At 71.8% G+C, this 19,191-nt stretch carries 23 protein-coding genes and 1 CRISPR repeat array (1 of these 24 cut by a window edge); of the genes, 10 read left to right on the forward strand and 13 right to left on the reverse strand.

Annotation, left to right across the window (positions count from 1 at the left end; translation table 11 throughout):
• Position 1 precedes the first annotated feature (1 nt).
• The 8 genes from GCL84_RS05980 to GCL84_RS06015 form a co-directional block, all read right to left on the reverse strand.
• On the reverse strand, positions 2 to 346 hold the full coding sequence (locus tag GCL84_RS05980) for an Asp23/Gls24 family envelope stress response protein (RefSeq protein WP_156754347.1): 345 nt from the start codon (positions 344 to 346) through the stop codon (positions 2 to 4).
• Complete coding sequence (locus GCL84_RS05985; RefSeq protein WP_156754348.1) at positions 343 to 525, reverse strand: hypothetical protein; 183 nt, start codon at positions 523 to 525, stop codon at positions 343 to 345. Before GCL84_RS05985 ends, GCL84_RS05980 begins: the two co-directional genes overlap by 4 nt.
• A gap of 26 nt (positions 526 to 551) precedes the next feature.
• On the reverse strand, positions 552 to 809 hold the full coding sequence (locus tag GCL84_RS05990) for a hypothetical protein (RefSeq protein WP_156754349.1): 258 nt from the start codon (positions 807 to 809) through the stop codon (positions 552 to 554).
• Positions 806 to 1,123, reverse strand: a complete 318-nt coding sequence (locus GCL84_RS05995) for an Asp23/Gls24 family envelope stress response protein (RefSeq protein WP_235926025.1) — start codon at positions 1,121 to 1,123, stop codon at positions 806 to 808. Before GCL84_RS05995 ends, GCL84_RS05990 begins: the two co-directional genes overlap by 4 nt.
• An 8-nt stretch (positions 1,124 to 1,131) precedes the next feature.
• On the reverse strand, positions 1,132 to 1,614 hold the full coding sequence (locus tag GCL84_RS06000; RefSeq protein WP_156754350.1) for an Asp23/Gls24 family envelope stress response protein: 483 nt from the start codon (positions 1,612 to 1,614) through the stop codon (positions 1,132 to 1,134).
• Between the two features lie 135 nt (positions 1,615 to 1,749).
• Positions 1,750 to 2,322 (reverse strand): Asp23/Gls24 family envelope stress response protein, encoded by a 573-nt coding sequence (locus tag GCL84_RS06005; RefSeq protein WP_156754351.1) that lies wholly within the window; start codon positions 2,320 to 2,322, stop codon positions 1,750 to 1,752.
• The gene (locus GCL84_RS06010; protein WP_268891329.1) at positions 2,319 to 2,822 is read right to left on the reverse strand and encodes an RNA polymerase sigma factor; all 504 of its coding nucleotides are present in this window, start codon (positions 2,820 to 2,822) and stop codon (positions 2,319 to 2,321) included. Before GCL84_RS06010 ends, GCL84_RS06005 begins: the two co-directional genes overlap by 4 nt.
• Positions 2,819 to 3,535: a pyrimidine reductase family protein gene (locus tag GCL84_RS06015; protein WP_156754408.1), complete on the reverse strand. Its 717-nt coding sequence runs from the start codon at positions 3,533 to 3,535 to the stop codon at positions 2,819 to 2,821. Before GCL84_RS06015 ends, GCL84_RS06010 begins: the two co-directional genes overlap by 4 nt.
• A 75-nt stretch (positions 3,536 to 3,610) precedes the next feature.
• Here GCL84_RS06015 and zapE point away from each other — a divergent pair, with 75 nt between their 5' ends.
• Positions 3,611 to 4,657: a cell division protein ZapE gene (gene zapE / locus GCL84_RS06020; RefSeq protein ID WP_156754352.1), complete on the forward strand. Its 1,047-nt coding sequence runs from the start codon at positions 3,611 to 3,613 to the stop codon at positions 4,655 to 4,657.
• 55 nt (positions 4,658 to 4,712) lie between these two features.
• Here the strand turns inward: zapE and GCL84_RS06025 are convergent, their stop codons facing one another.
• From GCL84_RS06025 to GCL84_RS06035, 3 genes are all read right to left on the reverse strand, one after another.
• A complete protein-coding gene (locus GCL84_RS06025; protein ID WP_156754353.1) occupies positions 4,713 to 4,901 on the reverse strand; it encodes a hypothetical protein in 189 nt (62 codons plus the stop codon).
• A gap of 88 nt (positions 4,902 to 4,989) precedes the next feature.
• Complete coding sequence (locus tag GCL84_RS06030; RefSeq protein WP_197523043.1) at positions 4,990 to 5,673, reverse strand: phosphatase PAP2 family protein; 684 nt, start codon at positions 5,671 to 5,673, stop codon at positions 4,990 to 4,992.
• A gap of 23 nt (positions 5,674 to 5,696) precedes the next feature.
• The gene (locus GCL84_RS06035; RefSeq protein WP_156754355.1) at positions 5,697 to 6,533 is read right to left on the reverse strand and encodes a PPK2 family polyphosphate kinase; all 837 of its coding nucleotides are present in this window, start codon (positions 6,531 to 6,533) and stop codon (positions 5,697 to 5,699) included.
• Between the two features lie 125 nt (positions 6,534 to 6,658).
• Between GCL84_RS06035 and rocD the strand changes: the two genes are divergently transcribed.
• On the forward strand, positions 6,659 to 7,867 hold the full coding sequence (gene rocD, locus GCL84_RS06040) for an ornithine--oxo-acid transaminase (protein WP_156754356.1): 1,209 nt from the start codon (positions 6,659 to 6,661) through the stop codon (positions 7,865 to 7,867).
• Between the two features lie 66 nt (positions 7,868 to 7,933).
• Here rocD and GCL84_RS06045 read toward each other — a convergent pair whose 3' ends face one another.
• Positions 7,934 to 8,176: a hypothetical protein gene (locus tag GCL84_RS06045; protein ID WP_156754357.1), complete on the reverse strand. Its 243-nt coding sequence runs from the start codon at positions 8,174 to 8,176 to the stop codon at positions 7,934 to 7,936.
• A gap of 325 nt (positions 8,177 to 8,501) precedes the next feature.
• On the opposite strand from GCL84_RS06045, the gene cas3 reads away from it, so the two are divergent.
• The 8 genes from cas3 to cas2e are packed head-to-tail and all read left to right on the forward strand — an operon-like array spanning position 8,502 to position 17,415.
• A complete protein-coding gene (cas3, locus tag GCL84_RS06050) occupies positions 8,502 to 11,237 on the forward strand; it encodes a CRISPR-associated helicase Cas3' (RefSeq protein ID WP_156754358.1) in 2,736 nt (911 codons plus the stop codon).
• Positions 11,224 to 12,849 carry a type I-E CRISPR-associated protein Cse1/CasA gene (casA, locus tag GCL84_RS06055; protein WP_156754359.1) on the forward strand — a complete coding sequence of 542 codons (1,626 nt, stop codon included), beginning with the start codon at positions 11,224 to 11,226 and terminating at the stop codon, positions 12,847 to 12,849. The genes cas3 and casA overlap by 14 nt, the downstream gene beginning before the upstream one ends.
• 15 nt (positions 12,850 to 12,864) lie before the next feature.
• Positions 12,865 to 13,527, forward strand: a complete 663-nt coding sequence (gene casB, locus GCL84_RS06060) for a type I-E CRISPR-associated protein Cse2/CasB (protein ID WP_156754360.1) — start codon at positions 12,865 to 12,867, stop codon at positions 13,525 to 13,527.
• A 49-nt stretch (positions 13,528 to 13,576) separates the two neighbouring features.
• Positions 13,577 to 14,710 (forward strand): type I-E CRISPR-associated protein Cas7/Cse4/CasC, encoded by a 1,134-nt coding sequence (gene cas7e, locus GCL84_RS06065; RefSeq protein ID WP_156754361.1) that lies wholly within the window; start codon positions 13,577 to 13,579, stop codon positions 14,708 to 14,710.
• Positions 14,707 to 15,447, forward strand: a complete 741-nt coding sequence (gene cas5e, locus GCL84_RS06070; RefSeq protein ID WP_156754362.1) for a type I-E CRISPR-associated protein Cas5/CasD — start codon at positions 14,707 to 14,709, stop codon at positions 15,445 to 15,447. Before cas7e ends, cas5e begins: the two co-directional genes overlap by 4 nt.
• Positions 15,444 to 16,112, forward strand: a complete 669-nt coding sequence (cas6e, locus tag GCL84_RS06075; RefSeq protein WP_156754363.1) for a type I-E CRISPR-associated protein Cas6/Cse3/CasE — start codon at positions 15,444 to 15,446, stop codon at positions 16,110 to 16,112. The genes cas5e and cas6e overlap by 4 nt, the downstream gene beginning before the upstream one ends.
• Complete coding sequence (gene cas1e, locus GCL84_RS06080) at positions 16,109 to 17,071, forward strand: type I-E CRISPR-associated endonuclease Cas1e (protein WP_156754364.1); 963 nt, start codon at positions 16,109 to 16,111, stop codon at positions 17,069 to 17,071. Before cas6e ends, cas1e begins: the two co-directional genes overlap by 4 nt.
• Positions 17,068 to 17,415, forward strand: a complete 348-nt coding sequence (cas2e, locus tag GCL84_RS06085) for a type I-E CRISPR-associated endoribonuclease Cas2e (protein ID WP_156754365.1) — start codon at positions 17,068 to 17,070, stop codon at positions 17,413 to 17,415. The genes cas1e and cas2e overlap by 4 nt, the downstream gene beginning before the upstream one ends.
• Here the strand turns inward: cas2e and GCL84_RS06090 are convergent.
• Positions 17,412 to 17,720, reverse strand: a complete 309-nt coding sequence (locus tag GCL84_RS06090; RefSeq protein WP_156754366.1) for a hypothetical protein — start codon at positions 17,718 to 17,720, stop codon at positions 17,412 to 17,414. The genes cas2e and GCL84_RS06090 overlap by 4 nt on opposite strands.
• A gap of 538 nt (positions 17,721 to 18,258) precedes the next feature.
• Positions 18,259 to 19,191: a CRISPR direct-repeat array (repeat unit 29 nt; unit sequence GTCTTCCCCGCGTGAGCGGGGCTGTTCCC) (it continues 318 nt past the right edge of the window).

The raw sequence follows: 19,191 nt of genomic DNA on the forward strand, positions 1-19,191 counted from the left end.
GTCACTCCACCCTGGGGCGGGTCGCGGGCAGCAGCGCCGACACGGTGACGTCCACGCCCAACACCCGGTACGAGGTGATCCGCTCGACCTCCTCGGACACCTTGGCGCGCACGTCCGAGACGACCTCGCGCACCTTGGCCGGGTAGTGCAGCGCCAGGTCGACGCGCAGCGACACCGTGTCGCCCGCCCCGGTCACCGTGGCCGACGACCCGTGCGAGCCGATCAGCTTGCGCCTGACCGAGGTGGTGCCCGGCGCGGTGTCCGCGGCGTGTTCGGCGATCTTGCGCACGACCACGGGGTCGATGCGCAGCGCCCCCCGGTCGTCCCGGTCGTCTTGGTCGGTCACTTGTCCCGCCCGCGGCCGCCGCCGAACATGTCGGACACGTCCAGCTCGCCGTCGAGCACCCGGCCCACGACGAGGCCGACGAAGCCGACCGCCAGCGCGATGATGAAGGCCAGGAAGCCCTGTGAGGCGGCCAAGCCGAGGATGAGACCGGCGATGATGCCGGTCTGGGTTGCGTTCATGTCTCCCTCACGGTGCCCGACCCGGGTCAGCGGACCCGGGGCTTGCGGAAGCGCCTGCTGTGCCAGCGGCGCACCCGGTCTGTCATCGCGCGCAGGCCACGGGACCTGTGCACGCCTACGATTGGCCCGTCCAGCCGGGGGTCCGCACTGTCGAGTGTGGACCCACCGGCGGTCGAGCGCAGCGCGGCGAGCCCGGCGACGAACTCGTCCGGGTCGCCGCCGACGTCGGGGTGGGCACGGCGGACGAACTCGCGGATGGCCGCCTTGTCCTCCCGGCCGCTCATCCGGCCGCCGCGGGCGGTCCGGTGGCGAGGTCGGCCACGTGCACGTCCACCGGCACCGGTCCGAGCAGCGCCCGCACCCGGTCGCGCACCCGTCCGGCCACAGCCGGGACTTGCGTACCCCAGGCCAGCACGACCGAGACCTCCACGCCGCCAGCGCCCACCCGGACCCCGACGACCCGGCGTCCGGGCAGTGCGGTGGCGACGGTGTCGAACGCGCCGCCGTCCAGCGCCACCACATCGGGGTCGGCGAGCACCGCGGCGCCGATGGCCGCGGCCGCCTCGCCGGTCAGCGGCGTCGGGTCCGGCGGGGTCACGGCGCTGGTCACTCCACTCGGGACGTGACCGGCGTGGGCTCCTCGTCGCCCTCGTCGGGCAGGTGGATGTCGTTGACCGCGATGTTGACCTCGATCACCTCGAGGCCGGTCATCCGCTCCACGGCGTTGATCACGTTGCGGCGCACGGCGCGCGCGAGTTCGACGATGCCCACGCCGTACTCGACGACGACGTCGAGGTCGATGGCGGCCTGCTTCTCGCCGACCTCGACCGACACCCCGGAGGTGGACACGGTGCCCGCGCCGGGGATGCGCTCGCGGATCGCGCCGAACGCGCGCGACACGCCGCCGCCCATCGCGTGGACGCCGGTCACCTCTTTCGTGGCCATGCCCGCGATCTTCTGCACGACGTTCGAGGCGATGGTGGTCTTGCCCTGGCTCTGGTCGTCGGCCAGGCGGGCGGGGGCCTGCCCCACGCGCGAGGTGGTGGGCTCCGTGGCCGTGTTGGCTTGGGTCGTGCTCGTGTTTGCCATCGTCGGCAGTCCCTTCCGTTCACATGGGTTCCGGCGTCCGCGAGTGTCGCTCCGGGCGCCGCACACATCAGATGCCCCGCCCTCCCGGAAACTCTCGCAAGGTCACCCGAATGGGGGATGCGACACGATCCTGGCTCAGTCCACGACGTCGACGACCTCCACCGTGACCTCCGGCAGGCGGTCGGCCAGGTGGGCGGACAGCGCCAGGCGGACGTGCGCGCGCAACCCCTCGGCCACCTCGACGGCGGCCACGCCGAAGCGGACTGCCAGTCCGAAGGAGACGGTGCCGTCCCGCACGGTCGTGGACCGCGCCCGGCCGCCGCCGGTCGCGGCCAGGAACTCCCGCGCGGCCTCCCGCGCCACGAACGCGACGACCTGCTCGGACACCCGCAGCACCCCGCCCTCCTGCGGCACCTCGACCGACCCGACCGCGCCGCGCGCGGACCGCACGGCCGCCAGCGCCCGACCCGCCAGGCCGGGCGGGGGCGGCACGGGGATCTCGGCGGCGGCTCGCACCAGCGACCACTCCGCCGCGGCCTCCGACAGCGCGGGCGCGCAGTACGGGCAGTGCTCGGCGTGCGCGGACAGCCCCGGGTCGACCGCTGGGCCGCCCACCGCCACGGCGACCAGGTCGTCCCACTCGCGCCCGCAGGGCAGCGCCCCGGTGCGGGCCCCCGCTGGGCCTCCCGTCCCGCTCGTGCCGTTCATCGCAGCTCCCTCAGCTTGACGAGCAGGGCCGCGCGGGCCCGGTGCAGGCGCTTGTGCAGCACCGGGACGCTCAGTTCCAGCACGGCGGCGACCTCCTCGTAGGTCATGCCCTCCAGTTCGCGCAGCACCAGCGGCACCCGCTGCGAGGGCTCCAGCGCCGCGATCGCCCGGTGCACCGCCGCGGCCCGCTCGCCCAGCAGCGCCCATGCCTCCGGCGACGGCCGGTCGTCGGCGGGCTCGGGCACGCCGTCCAGCGGCACCGTGGGCCTGCGCCTGCGCAGGTGGGCCATGGCGGTGTTGGTGACGACCCGGTACAGCCAGGTCGACACGGCGGAGTCGCCGCGGAAGGACGCCCGGCCGCGCCAGGCGGCGATCCAGGCGTCCTGCACGATGTCCTCGGCCTCGGCCGGGTCGCCGCACAGCCGCAGCGCCACCCGGTACATCCGGTCGGTGTGGGCGCGCACGACCCCGTCGAAGGCCGCCGCGCCCAGGCCGGTCACCGGCCCCGTTTCCGGTAGCGCAACATCAGGAACCCGTCGTCGGCCAGCGCCGAGGCCAGCTCCATCCGCAGCGGCGCCGCGCCGGGCCCGGTCGCGATCCGCCCGGAGCCGCCACCGGCGAGCAGCGGGGCGACGGTCAGGTTCACCTGGTCGACCAGGTCCGCGGCGATCAGGTCCCCGAACAGCCGGGGCCCGCCCTCGCAGTCCACCCGGTTGAGGCCGCGCGCGGCCAGCGCGGCCAGCGCCGCGGCCGGGTCGAAGCCGTCCTCGCCCGCGACGACCACGTCCGCCCCGGCGTCGGCGAGCCGGGCCCTGGCCGCCGGGTCGGACGACCCGGCGGTGATGACGATGGGCGCCACGACGGTGTCGGTCAGCAGCGGCGAGTCCGGCGGCACCGAGCAGCGCGGGGTCACCACCGCGATGGGCGGCACCTCGGACAGGCCCAGGCGCGCCCGCCGGTCGGTGCGGGTCTCGGTGCGCTTGAGGCCCCGGTAGCCCTCCGCGCGCGCGGTGCCCCAGCCGACGAGGACCACGTCGGCGAGGTCGCGGCCGAGGGCGAAGACCTTCTTGTCCGCCGGGCTCGACAGGCCGCCGGACACCCCGTCGACGGCCACGGCGCCGTCCGCGCTGGTCACGAAGTTCACCTGGACGAAGGGGGCGTCGAGGCCCGCCGGGTAGTCGTAGAGCGCTTCCAGGGTCGTGTCGTCCACCACATCGGGGGTCTGGTCGGGGAGAGGGGGCCACAGCCTGTGCACGTGCCCAGCCAAGCACGCCGTTACGCTCCCGGCATGTCCGCAGGCAGGCTCACCGACCGAACGCCTCAGATCAGCCCGGACGAGCTGATCGCCGCGCTGGCCCCGCCGCCGCGCTTCGGCGAGGTCCGGTTCGACACCTACGTGCCCAACCCCGACGAGCCCAGCCAGGCGGCCGCGGTGGAGTCCGGGCGGGCCTTCGCCGCCGAGGTCGGCTCCGGCGGCGGGGAGCGCTCGTTGCTGCGCAGGGTGTTCGGCGGCCGGTCGGCCGGGTCGTCCACGGGCAAGCCGGGGCTCTACCTCGACGGCGGGTTCGGCGTCGGCAAGACCCACCTGCTGGCCTCGCTGTGGCACGAGGTCCCCGGGCCCAAGGCGTTCGGCACGTTCGTCGAGGTCACCAACCTCGTCGGCGCGCTGGGGTTCCGGGAGGCGGTGACCCGGCTGTCCGGGCACCGGCTGCTGGCCATCGACGAGTTCGAGCTCGACGACCCGGGCGACACCATGCTGGTGACCCGGCTGCTGTCGGAGCTGACCGACGCGGGCGTGCACGTGGCGGCCACCTCGAACACGCTGCCGGACAAGCTGGGGGAGGGGCGGTTCGCCGCCGAGGACTTCCTGCGCGAGATCCAGGCGCTGTCGGCCCGGTTCACCGTCGTGCGCGTCGACGGGCCCGACTACCGCCACCGCGGCCTGCCCGACGCCCCGGCCCCGATGTCCGACGCGGACCTGGCCGCGAGCGCCGAACGGGTCGAAGGGGCCACTCTGGACGACTTCGGTGCCCTGTGCGAGCACTTGGCGCGGTTGCACCCTTCGCGCTACGGCAAACTCGTCGACGGCGTGGCGGCGGTGCACCTGCGGGGGGTGGCCCCGCTGGGCGGGCAGGACGTGGCGTTGCGGCTGGTGGCCTTCGCCGACCGCCTCTACGACCGGGCGGTGCCGGTGGTCGTGTCCGGGCGGCCGGTGTCGGAGCTGTTCACCGACGAGATGCTGCGCGGCGGCTATCGCAAGAAGTACCTGCGGGCGGTCAGCAGGCTGGTGGCGCTGTCGCGGGACGCGGCGTCGTTGCCGGGCCCCCGCGACTGAGCGCCGGGCTGGGGTACCGCCAGGTCGTGTTCCGGAAGTCCGTTCGAAACACGGACTAAGTCCGGCGGGTCGGCGAGGACTTGTGCTCGTCGATCAGCGCCCACACCGACTTCCCGGTGGTGCTCCCCGCCGCGCGCGAGCCCGCTTGCCTGCGGGCTCGGGGCACGGGGTCGCCGGTGTCGAAAGCGCGCCCCGGGGCGCTGAGTTCCTGGCTGATCTGGTCGTAGATGGGTGTGTCGGTCACCGCCATCCTTTCCGTCGCGAAAGGCCGCACTGCCAGGCTACGCACCGTACGCCGTCGGTTTCACGGCGCCACACGGTGGGCCCCCTGGCTACTTCGTGTGAACGAAATCGGGGGGCCGGCTACTCTTCGACACCTTCTCCGCTGACGAGGGCACCCGGTCGACCACCCACGCGAGGACGATGACCGTGCCGGTCGCCCAGAACACCGCGCCCACGGTGTCGCTCGGGTAGTGGTAGTCCAGGCCGACGATCGCCCCGGCCGCCACTGCGGTCAGCGCCACGGCGGCCGTCCCGGCGCCCAGTGCGGCCAGCGCCCGCCTGCCCGGCGCGGCGTTGCCCGCGATGACCACCGCGACAACCGCCAGGACCGCCGCCATCGTGCCGGTGTGGCCGCTCGGGTAGGCGAGGTAGTCGTTGTGCGTGCGGTCGAACAGCGGCTTGAGCACCCACGTGTTGAGCGCCGCGGTGACCACGGGACCGGCGACGGCCAGCACCGCCACCCTCGGCCTGCCCGCGCGCAGCGCCACCACCACCAGCACCAGCACGATCACCGCGATCGACACCGAGCGGGTCGCGTACGACAGCGGCGTCAGCGCGCCGGGCAGGTGGGTGAACAGCCGCCCGGTGGCCCGGGACAGCGCCAAGTCCACCGGGCCCGCGCTCGTCTGGCCCGCGACCGCCAGGCCCAGGCCGAGCACGACCGCGTAGCAGGCGGCGACGACCGCGGCCGCCGCCGCGCCCGCGCCCTCGGGCAGCAGCCGGTGTCGCTCCACGCCGCCCACTATGCCCGAACGGGTCAGCCCAGGGGGTCGGCGTCGGTGAGCCTCGCCAGCTCCGCGGCCACGTCGTAGGTCGGCGCGGGCGGGACCGGCGCGAGGTCCTCCAGCGTCTCCAGCAGCAGGTTCGCCACCGCCCAGTTGCGGTACCACTTGCGGTCGGCCGGGACGGCGTACCAGGGGGCCGCGTCGGTCGCGCACCGGCGCATGGCCTCTTCGTAGGCGTGCTCGTAGTCCGACCACCGCGCCCGCGCGGCGACGTCGGCCGGGGAGTACTTCCACTGCTTGGCCGGGTTGGTGAGCCGGGCGATCAGCCGCTTGCGCTGCTCCCCGGCGGACAGGTGCAGGAAGACCTTGACCAGGGTGGTGCCGGACTCGGTCAGCGACGCCTCGAAGTCGTTGATCTCGTCGTAGCGGGCCCGCCAGACCTCCTCCGGGACGATCTCGTCGACCCTGGCGACGAGGACGTCCTCGTAGTGCGAGCGGTCGAACACGCCGATGTAGCCCGGCTTGGGCAACCGCTTGCGGACGCGCCACAGGAAGTCGTGGCGCAGTTCGGCCCGCGTCGGCGCCCCGAACCCGGTCACGAGCAGGCCCTGGGGGTTGACCAGGCCGCAGACGTGCCGGACGACACCGCCCTTGCCGGAGGTGTCCATGCCCTGCAGCACCAGCAGGACCGACCGCCGCTTCTCGGCCCACAGCGCCTCTTGCAGCTCGCCGAGCCTGGTCTTGATCGCGGTCACCGCCTCGGCGGCCTCGGCCTTGCCGGTCGGGCCCACCGGGGTGTCGCGCGGTCCGGGCAGCACGCCGTCGCCCGGTCGCAACCGCAGCGTGTCCCGCACTCCTGCCTTCGCCATGCGGTGCAGAGTAACCCGACAGACGCAATGATCGCCTGCCAACGTCGACCACCACGCAACGATTGCCCGTCAAAAGCAATGCTCGACGGCTGATTCGCCTGGTGGTCTGGGCCTAGCCTGGGGGCATGACCGCGACCGCCGCCACCCCCGGGACCGACCACCTCGCGCTGGCCGACGAGTGGAGCACGCACAACTACCACCCGCTGCCGGTGGTGGTCGCCGAGGGCGAGGGCGCCTGGGTCACCGACGTGCGCGGCAGGCGCTTCCTCGACTTCCTGGCAGGCTACTCGGCGCTCAACTTCGGGCACCGCCACCCGGCGCTGCTCGCGGCGGCGGCCGAGCAGCTCGGCAGGCTCACGCTGACCAGCCGGGCGTTCCACCACGACCAGTTCGGCCCGTTCTGCCGGGAGCTGGCCGAGCTGACCGGCACCGAGATGGTGCTGCCGATGAACACCGGCGCCGAGGCCGTCGAGTCCGCGATCAAGGTCGCCCGCAAGTGGGCCTACCAGGTCAAGGGCGTGCCCGCCGACACCGCCGAGATCCTGGTGGTCGGCGACAACTTCCACGGCCGCACCACCACGATCATCTCCTTCTCCACCGACCCCACCGCCCGCGACGGCTTCGGCCCCTTCACCCCGGGCTTCCAGGTCCTTCCCCACGGCGACGCCGCGGCGCTGGCCGCCGCCATCACCGACCGCACCGCCGCGGTCCTGCTGGAGCCCATCCAGGGCGAGGCGGGCGTGAACGTCCCGCCACCGGGCTACCTCGCCGAGGTCCGCCGCCTCTGCGACGCCGAGAACGTGCTGCTCATCGCCGACGAGATCCAGTCCGGCCTCGCCCGCACCGGCGCCCTGTTCGCCCTCGACCACGAGGGCGTCCGCGCCGACCTCTACACCCTCGGCAAGGCCCTGGGCGGCGGCATCCTCCCCGTCTCCGCCGTCGTGGGCCGCCGCGACGTCCTCGGCGTCCTGCGCCCCGGCGAGCACGGCTCGACCTTCGGCGGCAACCCCCTGTCCTGCGCCGTCGCCCGCGCCGTCATCGTCCTGCTGGCCACCGGGGAGTTCCAGCACCGCTCCACCACCCTCGGCGCCCACCTCCACACCCGCCTCAACGCCCTCGTCGGCAGGGGCGTCACCGCTGTCACCGGCCGCGGCCTGTGGGCCGGTGTCCAGCTCACGTCGCTGTCGGGCCGCGCGGCCTCGGAGGCATTGATGGAGCGCGGGGTGCTGTGCAAGGAGACCCACGGCAACACGTTGCGCATGGCCCCGCCTCTGGTCGTCACCGAGGCCGAGATCGATCTCGCGGTGGACGCCCTCGCCGACGTCCTGGGCTGAGGGCGTCCACACGGGGGAGTGACACCGCCGCGAGGCCGCTTCGCCCCCATACTGTCCTCGCGCCGACTAGCGAATCCGCCTCTGCAGGACTGTGTGGACGGCGAGGGCTGCGGAAGCGGTCACGATCGGCACGACCAAGCTGGGCGTCAAGATCTCGGCAAGCACTTCAAGCACGCCCCAGGTGGGTGACTCCTGAGCTGCTGCGCCCACGAACGCCGCGATGCCGACGGCAAGCAGGTAGATCACGACAGTCCTGACTGGGATGCCGCCGAACTTGGGCGGTTCGTCGGGGTCGTGTGCGCCGGTCATTTCGTGCTCTCCGTAACGGTGGGTGGCGTGCTGGGCCTTGCGTCATGCCCAAGCCCGGCACGCCACGGTTTCCACCCCGCTTGCGTGGGGATGACGCACGCTGTGACGCCAGCCTGTGGCGTGACGAGGGAACAGCCCGACGAGTTCAGCGAACTCGTCACGCCATAGGCCGGGCGTCGCAGCCACCGGCTGTGTCGCTGGTAATTCTGTCGCCTTTCTGTCCGTAGCCAGTGATCCTTTCGGCCCAGTACGGTCTGCTGCTTGTAACGACAAGAGCACTGGGGCGGATTCGATTGTCACCAGTGATCAACGCGGAGGTGGGGGAGTGGGGGAGCTTGAGGACTGGGCCCACGTCTGGGCCAAGTCCGGCTTCGACCGGTACGAGTCGTCGGAGGAGTGGTTGCCGTTGTGGCAGCACCTCGACGACAGCGGGGGCGTGGCGGAGCTGCTTGTGCGCCACTGGATCTCGCCCATGGCGGTGGAGCGGATCGCGCGGGAGGTGCCGGGCGGGAGCGAGGGGGTCGTCCGGCTGGCCGGGTGGCTGGCGCGGGTTCACGACGTCGGCAAGGCCAGTCCTGCCTTCGTCGTCCAAGTCCCCGTGCTCGCGGACCTGCTGCACCGCGCGGGCGTGGAGGTCAAGCTCTCGATCGCCAACGACAAGGACCGGCCGCTGGTCAACCACGCCCTGGTCGGCCACGTCGCGGTGGTCGAGTGGCTTCAGGCCAGGGGGTTCTCGGGTCGCCTGGCGAAGCAGTGGGCCTCGATCGTGGGCAGCCACCACGGCACGGCTCCCGACACCATCGGTCTCCAACGCGTCCGCGAACGCCCCGACCTCGCCGGGACCGGTCGGTGGGCGGACATGCGTGCCGCATTGCTCGTCCGCGCCGCGCGGCACTTCCCCGACCTGGATGACTTCCGGGATGCGCGGCTCAGCCTCCCCTCCCAGGTCGTGCTCTGCGGCGTGGTGATCCTCGCCGACTGGATCGCCTCCAACTCCGCCTACTTCCCGTTGTGGCCGACGCCCGCGACGGCCGGTCAGCCCGACGACGGGGAGACGGCTCGCCGGGTCGAGCACGCCTGGCGCAAGCTGGCCCTGCCCGCCGGGTGGCGGGCCAAGCCGACGGGCGACAGCCCCGACACCCTCATGCGCGCACGGTTCCAGCGGCCCTCGGCCCGGCCCGTGCAGCGCGCCGCCGCCGAGCTGGCGCGCACGGACGAGCCCGGGATCATGGTCATCGAGGACGCCATGGGGTCGGGCAAGACCGAGGCCGCGCTCTTGGCGGTGGAGGAGCTGGCCGCGCGGGTCGGCGCTGACGGCTGCGTTGTCGCGCTGCCCACCCAGGCCACCTCCGACGCCATGTTCTCCCGGGTCCACGCCTGGCTCGACCTGGTGCCCAAGGGCGCGGCGGTGTCGTTCGCGTTGACCCACGGCAAAGCCCACCTCAACGACGAGTACTCCGGTCTGGTGGGCCGGGGTCGGGTCGGCGCGGTCGACGACTGCGGTGGCGCCATCGCCCACGAGTGGCTCAGCGGGCGCAAGAAGTCCGCGCTGGCCTCGTTCGTCGTCGGCACGGTCGACCAGGTGCTGTTCGCGGGGCTGCGCACGCGGCACTTGATGCTGCGCCACCTCTCGCTCGCCGGGAAGGTCGTCGTGGTCGACGAGGTGCACGCCTATGACGTTTACATGTCCCGATATCTGGATCGCGTCCTGCACTGGCTGGGCGCTTACGGGGTGCCGGTCGTCCTGCTTTCGGCGACGCTGCCCGACGCCCGCCGCGCCGAGCTGCTGCGCGCCTACGCCGACGGCAAGGGCGTGGCCGTCACCCCGCCCCAGGGCAATCCCGGCTACCCGGTCATCACCACCCTCTCCGGCGCCCACGCCATCGACTCGACCGCGGAGCCGAAGACCGTCGCGCTCGACCACCTCCCGGACGACCTCGACACGCTGATCCGGCACCTCGACGACACGATGGCGGGCCGCGGCTGCGCCGTGGTCATCCGCAACACCGTCACGCGCGTGCAGGAGACAGCGGAGCGTCTGATCAAGGAGTACGGGGCGGACAACGTGACCGTCGCGCACGCGAGGTTCCTCGCCTGCCACCGCTCCGCGAACGACCGAGACCTGGTGCGGCGCTTCGGGCAGGGGGGCGACCGGCCGGACTTCCACATCGTCGTCGCCTCCCAGGTCGTCGAGCAGTCGTTGGACATCGATTTCGACCTGATGGTCACCGACCTGGCGCCCGTCGACCTCGTCCTGCAGCGGCTCGGCAGGCTCCACCGGCACGCCAGGCAGCGGCCGGGCCCGCTCGCCGACCCGAGGTGCGCGATCGTCGGCGTCGCCGACTGGGACGCCGCCCCGGTCGTCGCCAACCCCAACGCCCGCCGGATCTACGGGGACCACACCCTGCTCCGCTCCGCGGCGCTGGTCGCGGGACGCCGCCACGTCCAGCTCCCCCAGGACATCGCCCCCCTGGTCCAAAAAGCCTACGGTCAGGACCCGGTGGGACCGGCGAGCTGGCAGACCGCCATGTCCACCGCTGCGGAGGCCGCCGCGGTGTCGGCCCGAAAGCGCTTCGACGCAGCAGGCTCCTACCTCGTCAAACCCGCGGGCGCCTTGCCCTCGCTGACGGGGTGGAACGACGACAGCGCGGGCGGGGCCAAAGAGGAGGCCAAGGGGCTGGCCCAGGTCCGCGACGGCGAGGAATCCCTGGAAGTCCTCGTCCTGCAGCGCGACGAGGCGGGTGGGCTGCTGCTGCCGGAATGGGACGAGGGCGCCTGGGAGGAGGTCGGGCGCCAGGTCCCGACGCACGACCAGGTCCCGGAGGACCAGGCCAAGGCCGCTTTGGCGTGCTCGCTGCGGCTCCCCCTCGCGCTCTGCCACCCCGGGGTCGTCGACGCGGTCATCGCCGAGCTCGAACGCCGCACGATCGAGAGCTTCGAGGTGACCCCGCTGCTGCGCGGTCAGCTCGTGCTCGTCCTCGACGCCGACATGACCGCCGAGCTGCACGGGTTCCGCCTGACCTACGACACCCGCCGAGGACTCACCCATGACAAGCTCTGAGACCATCTTCGACCTGCTCGAGCAGCCCTGGATCTTGGCGCGGGCCAAGGGCGGCGCGACCGTCGAACTGTCCTTGTCGGAAATTTTTCGCGAGTCCGGAAATCTCCTCGGGCTGGTCGGCGAGGTGCCTACCCAGGTCTTCGCCACCACCCGTTTGCTGCTCGCCGTGTTGCGCCGGGCCATGCACCGGGCTGAGCGTCCGCTGGTCGACTTCGAGGACTGGCAGCCGCTGTGGTCGGCCTTCCCGCTGGTCGATGTGGAGGAGTACCTGGTCGAACACAGGGACAGGTTCGACCTGCTGCACCCCAGCACGCCCTTCATGCAGGTGGCGGACCTGCGCACGGCGAAGGGCGAGATGTCGGACCTGAGCAAGCTCATCGCCGATGTGCCCAACAACCGGCCGTTCTTCACCACCCGCATCGGCACGCCACTGCGCCTGAGCCTCGCGGAGGCGGCCAGGTGGGTCCTGCACTGCCAGGCGTTCGACTTCTCCGGTATCAAATCCGGCGCCGCTGACGACAAACGCGTCAAAGGCGGCAGGGGCTATCCAATCGGCCTCGCCTGGTCGGGGCAGCTCGGCGGCGTCCTCGCCGAGGGCAGGACGCTGCGCGAGACCTTGTTGCTCAACCTCATCCCGGACCACGTCTTCGGTGAGTTCGTCAGCGAGGACAGGCCTGTCTGGGAACGCGCCGCGCTGACCGGTGAGGAGGAGGTCGTCGGTGGGCGCACGCCGACCGGGCCTGTCGACCTCTACACCTGGCCGAGCAGGCGCATCCGGCTCGCCGTCGACGGCGACCAGGTCACGGGTGTGCTGGTGTGCAACGGGGACAAGATCCTGCCGCAGAACCGGTTCGACTTCGAGCCGCACACCTCGTGGCGGCGCAGCACCAACCAGGAGAAGCAGCTCAAGTCGGCCGTGCCGGTCTACATGCCGCTGGAGCACGACCCGTCCCGGGCGATCTGGCGCGGGCTCGCCGCCATGCTCCCCGCGGCCGTCCGCACGACTGGCGAGGTCCCGTCCCGGCGCGTGCCCGGGGTCCTGCGGTGGGTGGCCGAGCTGCGGCTCGAGGGTGTCCTCGCCCCCGACGCCCCGGTGGCCCTGCACACGATCGGGATGACCTACGGCAGCAACAACTCCGTCATCGACGAGGTCGTCGAGGACCGCCTGTCCGTGCCCGCCCTGCTCGTCGCGGAGGACGCCGTCGACCTGACCCGGGTCGTGCTGTCCTGCGTCTCCTCCGCCGAGTCCGCCGCCAAGGCGCTGGGCTCCTTGGCCGCGTCCCTGGCCGAAGCGAGCGGCGGCGAGTACGGGCCCGCCCGGTCGCGGGCGGTCGAGTCCGCCTACGACGCGCTCGACCCGTTGTTCCGCCGGTGGGTGCGCGACGACATCAGGGAAGGCGTCGACGAGGACGATGTCCAACGGATCTTCCACCTCGCAGCCAAGCGCGCCGTGGCCCGCCTGGGCGCCGAGCTGGTCGAGGCGGCCCCCGCGACAGCCTGGTCCGGGCGCAAGAAGGACGGCCGCGCCCTGAGCGCCACCCACGCCTACAAGCGCTTCGACGGCGAGCTGCGGGCCGCCCTGCCCAAGGCCGACGACCCGACACCCGCCTGACCCGAACGGAACACCATGAGCACTGGAACAGAGCAGAGGTCAGTCAAGTCCACTGTGGACTCCTTCGTCGGGTCGACGATCTCCGGGCTGCAACGGCAGTACCTCGCCAACGCCTCCGCCGGTGTTGCCGCCCTGGCCCGGCTGCGCCGTGCCGCGGGCAAGGCCCCCGGGGAGATCGCCGACGTCTTCGAGTTCACCCTCTCCCCGGAGCTGGCGGTGGGTCGGGATGCCCGCGACGAGGACGCGCCGACGGCCGCGGAGGTCGCCGCGCACCACGCCATCACCCTCTTCGCCCTGCACCAGCAGTCGCAGACGCGGCCGATGCACCTGCGCGGGGTGGGGTTCGGCTCGGCGTTGCGCAAGGTCGCTGCCCCCAAGGAGGGCGACACCCCCAAGACCGGTCTGGACACGCCGGTGGTCCGGCGGTTCGAGATGATCAGCACCGCCGACTCCCTGCCGGAGTTGGCCCACCACCTGCGCGGCGCCGTGCAGTTGCTGCGGTCGCGCCAGGTCCCCCTCGACTACGGCCAGTTCGCCGTCGACCTGCTCGACTGGCAGCTCGGCGGCAAGTCCAGGACCTGGCTGCGCCTGCGCTGGGGCCGCGGCTTCCACTTCGCCCCCAAGGACAAGGACGCCGAGCCGGAGAAGGGCACCGGGGCCGACAAGACCACCGGCTGACCGGCCACCGGTCGCCCACCACGTCAGCACCAGCGGAAGGAGCGGCACAGTGCCGCGCACGATCATCGACATCCACGTCATCCAGACCGTCCCGCCGAGCAACCTCAACCGGGACGACACGGGCAGCCCCAAGTCGGCCGTCTACGGCGGCACCCGCCGCGCCCGGGTCTCCAGCCAGGCGTGGAAGCGCGCCACCCGCGACGCCTTCGCCTCGCTGCTGGACAGCTCCGAGCTCGGGGTGCGGACCAAGCGCGTCGTCGAGCTGCTCGGCGACGAGATCGAGGAGCAGGACGGCTCCCTAGCAGGCCGCGGTCAGGACTTGGCCAAGGACCTGCTGGCCGCGGCGAAGATCAAGACCGGACCGGCGCGCAAGAAGGACCAGCCGGACGAGGTCGGCTACTTGCTGTTCCTCAGCCGCAAGCAGGTGCAGAACTTGGCCGCGCTCGCCGTCGAGGCCGCGGCCGAGGCGGGCGAGGGCAAAGTCGCCTTCGACGGCAAGAAGGTCAAGGCCGTCGCCGACCGCGAGCACTCCATCGACGTGTCGCTGTTCGGCCGGATGGTCGCCGACGACACCGCCCTCAACGTCGAGGCCTCGGCGCAGGTCGCCCACGCCATCAGCGTGCACGCCGTGGCCAACGAGTTCGACTACTACACCGCGGTCGACGACCACAAGCGCGGCGACGACGAGGAGGACGCGGGCGCGGGCATGATCGGCACGGTCGAGTTCAACTCGTCGACCCTGTACCGGTACGCCAACGTCGACGTCGACCACCTGCGCGGCAACCTCGGCGACACCGAGGCCACCAAGCGCGCGGTCGCGGCGTTCCTGCGGGCGTTCGTCACCAGCATGCCCACGGGCAAGCAGAACACCTTCGCCAACCGCACCCTGCCCGACGCTGTGCTCGTCGTGGTCCGCGAGACCCAGCCGATCAACCTGGCGGGCGCGTTCGAGGCGGCCATCGGCGAGGGTGAGAAGGGCGGTCGCATCGCGGCGTCCATCCTGAAGCTCGCGAAGCAGGCCGGGGAACTGCACGAGGCCTTCGGCGAGACCCCGGTCGCGAGTTGGTCGTTCGGTGTCGGCGAGCGGGTCGACCTGCTGCACGAGGTCGCGACCCGGTCCACCCTCGACGAGGTCGTGCGCGAGGTCGCCGAACTGGTCGAGCAGCGTCAGGAGCAGGCGTGACGGCGCTGTTGCTGCGCTTCGCCGGGCCGTTGCAGGCGTGGGGGACCGGCAGCCGGTTCTCCCGTCGGGAGACCGACCGGGTGCCGTCCAAGAGCGGCGTGGTCGGTCTGCTCGCCGCCGCGAGCGGGTACCACCGGGCGGAGTTGGACGTGGGGCGCGCGGTCGACGAGATCGAGGCGCTGTTCAACCTGCGCATGGGTGTGCGGGTCGACCAGCCCGGCCGCATCGAGCGGGACTTCCAGACGGCCCGCACCCGCGACGGCAAGGACGCGATGCCGCTGTCGCACCGGTTCTACCTGTCCGACGCGGTGTTCCTCGTCGCGGTCGAGGGCGACAGGGCGCTGCTGGAGGGACTGCGCGACGCGCTGCGCCGCCCCGCGTACCCGCTCGCGCTGGGTAGGCGCTCGTGCCCGCCAGTCGGCAAGGTGGAGCACGGCCTGTGCGACGGCGACGTCCGGGCGGCGCTGACGACCGAGCCGTGGGCGGCCTCGAAGCGGGTCATGCGGCGGGCCAGCGCGTCGGAGCGGGTGGACCTCACCCTGGTCGTCGACTGCGCGGCGGACGACGACCTGGCGGTCCAGGTCCAGGACCAGCCCATCAGCTTCGACCCGGCCCACCGCCGGTACGGCTGGCGCTCGGTGCGCGAGGAGTCCATCGAGGTCCTGAACCCCGAGTGGCGGCAGCCACAGCCCACCGACATCCACGACCCGTTCGGATTGTTGGAGAGCGTGTCATGACGGCGTTCCTCACCCGGTTCGAGGTCAACAAGGCCCGGCGCGGGGCCCGTGACCTCATGGGGTCGCTGCACCGCATGCACGCCGCGGTGCTCGCGTCCTTCCCGGATTCGCACCGCGCCACGGTCGAGGGCGGCCGGGTGCTCTGGCGCCTCGACCACGGCGACCACAGCACCACCCTCTACATCGTCAGCCCGCACGAGCCCGACCTGACCCACCTCGTCGAGCAGGCGGGTTGGCCCACGACCCAGACCTGGGCCACCCGGGACTACTCGCCGCTGCTCGACCGGCTGTCGACGGGGGACCGCTTCGCCTTCCGACTGGCGGCCAACCCGACCCGCTCTCAACGCCGGGAGGACGACGACCGCTCCCAGCGGTACGCGCACGTCACCGTCGCCCAGCAGACCCAGTGGCTGCTCGACCGCGCCCTCCGCAACGGCTTCGCCCTCTGCGAGGCCGCCGAGAAGGAACCCGATGTGGCGGTGCGGGGCAGGCAGAGGTCGCAGTTCGCCCGTGGTGGGAAGACTGTCACGCTGTCCACCGCCGTGTTCGAGGGCAGGCTCGAGGTGACCGACCCCGACCTGCTGCGCGCGGCGTTGGTCGGCGGCATCGGCCCGGCCAAGGGCTACGGGTGCGGCCTGCTGACCCTGGCGGCGGTCCCCGGGTGAGCGACATCCCCGGCGCCCGGCCGGTGCCGATCTCGCACCTGACCCGGGCCCAGGACCGGATGACGTTCGTCTACCTGGAGCACTGCGTCGTCCACCGCGACGCCAACGCGATCACCGCCAAGGACGCCAGGGGCACCGTGCACATCCCGGCGGCGACGCTGGGCGCGCTGCTGCTCGGTCCGGGGACCAACGTCAGCCAGCAGGCGATGGTGCTGCCCGCGGAGAGCGGTTCCACGGCGGTGTGGGTCGGGGAGCGCGGCGTGCGCTACTACGCGCACGGCCGCACCCTCGCGCGTTCCTCGCGCCTGCTGGAACGCCAGGCGGAGCTGGTGTCGAACCGGACCTCGCGGTTGCGCGTCGCACGGGCGATGTACGCGATGCGATTCCCCGACGAGGACACCACGGGGCTGACGATGCAGCAGTTGCGCGGCCGCGAGGGCGCCCGGGTGCGGAGGATCTACCGCGACCACGCGAAGCGGACCGGGGTGCAGTGGGAGCGCCGCGACTACGACGTGACCGACTTCGACAGCGGGACCGCCATCAACAAGGCGCTCTCGGCGGCGAACACCAGCCTCTACGGCGTGGTGCGCGCCGTGGTCGTCGCGTTGGGCCTGGCCCCCGGGTTGGGGTTCGTCCACACCGGCAACATGCGGTCGTTCGTCTTCGACGTCGCGGACCTGTACAAGACCGAGATCACCATTCCGGTCGCCTTCGAGATCGCCGCCAAGGAGGTGGGCGACGTGGCGGCCGAGACCCGCCGCGCCGTGCGCGACCGCATGAAGGACGGGAGGTTCCTCGAGACCTGCGTCCAGGACATCAAGTCGCTGCTCGCCGAGCCGGGTGGGCAGGACGTGGAGTACGGACCCGAGGCGTTCGAGGACCCCGACGTGGTCATGCTGTGGGACTACAACGGACGCAACGTCGCCGCGGGCGTCTCCTACGACGAGGACGACCTGTGACCGTCGTGGTGGTGGCGGCGTGCCCGGTCGGCCTGCGCGGCCACCTCACCCGCTGGCTGCTGGAGATCTCGCCGGGGGTCTTCGTGGGCCAGGTCAGCGCACGGGTGCGCTCCCTGATGTGGGAGCGCGTGGTGGAGATGGTGAAGTCCGGCCGCGCCATCATGGTCCATCACTCCAACAACGAACAGGGGTTGGAGTTCAGCGTCCACGGCAGCGAGTGGATACCTGAGGACTTCGAGGGCATCACCCTCATGCGCCGCCCGGCCCCGGCGGCTCCGGACGCGCCCGCCAAGGCGGCGGGATGGAGCAACGCGAGCAAGCGGCGCAAGTACGGGCGGCGCTAGGTGCAGCGGACCGGGAGGTCGTGAACGGTTCGACACACAATCGGATGATCGTGGCACGGGGATCTCGCGGGTTTGGTCTGGATTGCGATGTCGGCGTCGAAGCCCTTCGCCAACACACCGTTGACCCCGCTGCGGCTGGTCCGCTGTGCCGTGCAGGGCGAATGGCTGCTCCATGCCGACCTGTCGACCGGCTTCAGCTCGACGGAGAGCGCAGCACGCCGATCTCGGTCGGCGACGAGCTGGCCGCCCGCATCACCGAACTTGAGGCGGGCATCACCCAGGCCGGGGGTGGGCCCGCCGATCACCGCCGCACGCCAAGGACCAGGTCTCGTCCTACCTGGACACCCCAGCCCCACCGGAGCCAACCAGCCGCGCCCTGCAATCTCTCGCCCGACCCCACCCTCCTCGAGCACATCCAGCCCGGCACCCCTCTACAACGACAAGCTCTTGGCCCCACCCTGCCCGTCGTCCGCACCGACGCATTGAACTTGTTCGACACTGACTCCTGGCGTCGCCGCCGCTTCCGACGCGACATGGAGGCGGGCCTGATCGGCATCAATGTCCCATCCACGTGGACTACAGCTTCGGCGGCTGGGAGAACTCCTTGTTCGGCAACACTCATGCCTACGGCCTTGACGGCCTGCATTCCTCCACTCGCAACAGGTCGTCACCACTTGCTGGACTGACCTATCCACAGCGGGGAAGCTTGGGGTCTCTGCCGAGACGCGACGGTCGGAGAACAGATCATCACTCCATGTGATCAGTCGGTCACTGAATTGTCGTGGAGGTAGAGAAGTGATGCTAAAATCGCGATGGCACGCGGATAACCGCAGGTCAAGAAGTGTCTTCCCCGCGTGAGCGGGGCTGTTCCCTTGAGCGTCGTGCGCGTGCTGGGTCGCATCGGGTCTTCCCCGCGTGAGCGGGGCTGTTCCCGCGTTGGTGGTGGCGTTCGACGACCGGGTCAAGTCTTCCCCGCGTGAGCGGGGCTGTTCCCATGGCCATGAGTGTCTTGGCTTCGGCGCTGGTGTCTTCCCCGCGTGAGCGGGGCTGTTCCCCCGGTCAAAGAGCACTTGTCCGAGGGGTTAGAGTCTTCCCCGCGTGAGCGGGGCTGTTCCCAGCGCCGTCCAAGCATCGATCTCCGAGACGTCGTCTTCCCCGCGTGAGCGGGGCTGTTCCCATCCCGCCCGCGACCAAGACCGCGTTGGACGAGTCTTCCCCGCGTGAGCGGGGCTGTTCCCTACCTGTCGAACGTGCAGTCGAAGAAGTTGGAGTCTTCCCCGCGTGAGCGGGGCTGTTCCCTGTACGACCTCGATCGGGGTGGTCTTGCCGCTGTCTTCCCCGCGTGAGCGGGGCTGTTCCCCCTTGCAGCATCGAGAATCCGTCCGGGGCGGTGTCTTCCCCGCGTGAGCGGGGCTGTTCCACTCATCGCGTTGTGTTTCGTGATGCGACGCGACGTCTTCCCCGCGTGAGCGGGGCTGTTCCTCGGGGGGTCAGGTCGCGGTGGTGGGCCGACTCGTCTTCCCCGCGTGAGCGGGGCTGTTCCCAGGCTGTGCAACCCGAAACAACCGACGGTCTTGTCTTCCCCGCGTGAGCGGGGCTGTTCCCCCGGGCACCGGTATTCCGAGCCGGACACTCCTGTCTTCCCCGCGTGAGCGGGGCTGTTCCCTCCCGAAGGTGGACACCATGGCTTTCAACTTCGTCTTCCCCGCGTGAGCGGGGCTGTTCCCGGCGAGATCAGCCCGCCGTAGAAGGTGACCCAGTCTTCCCCGCGTGAGC

The organism is Actinokineospora pegani (assembly GCF_009745975.1).
Lineage (GTDB): Bacteria > Actinomycetota > Actinomycetes > Mycobacteriales > Pseudonocardiaceae > Actinokineospora > Actinokineospora pegani.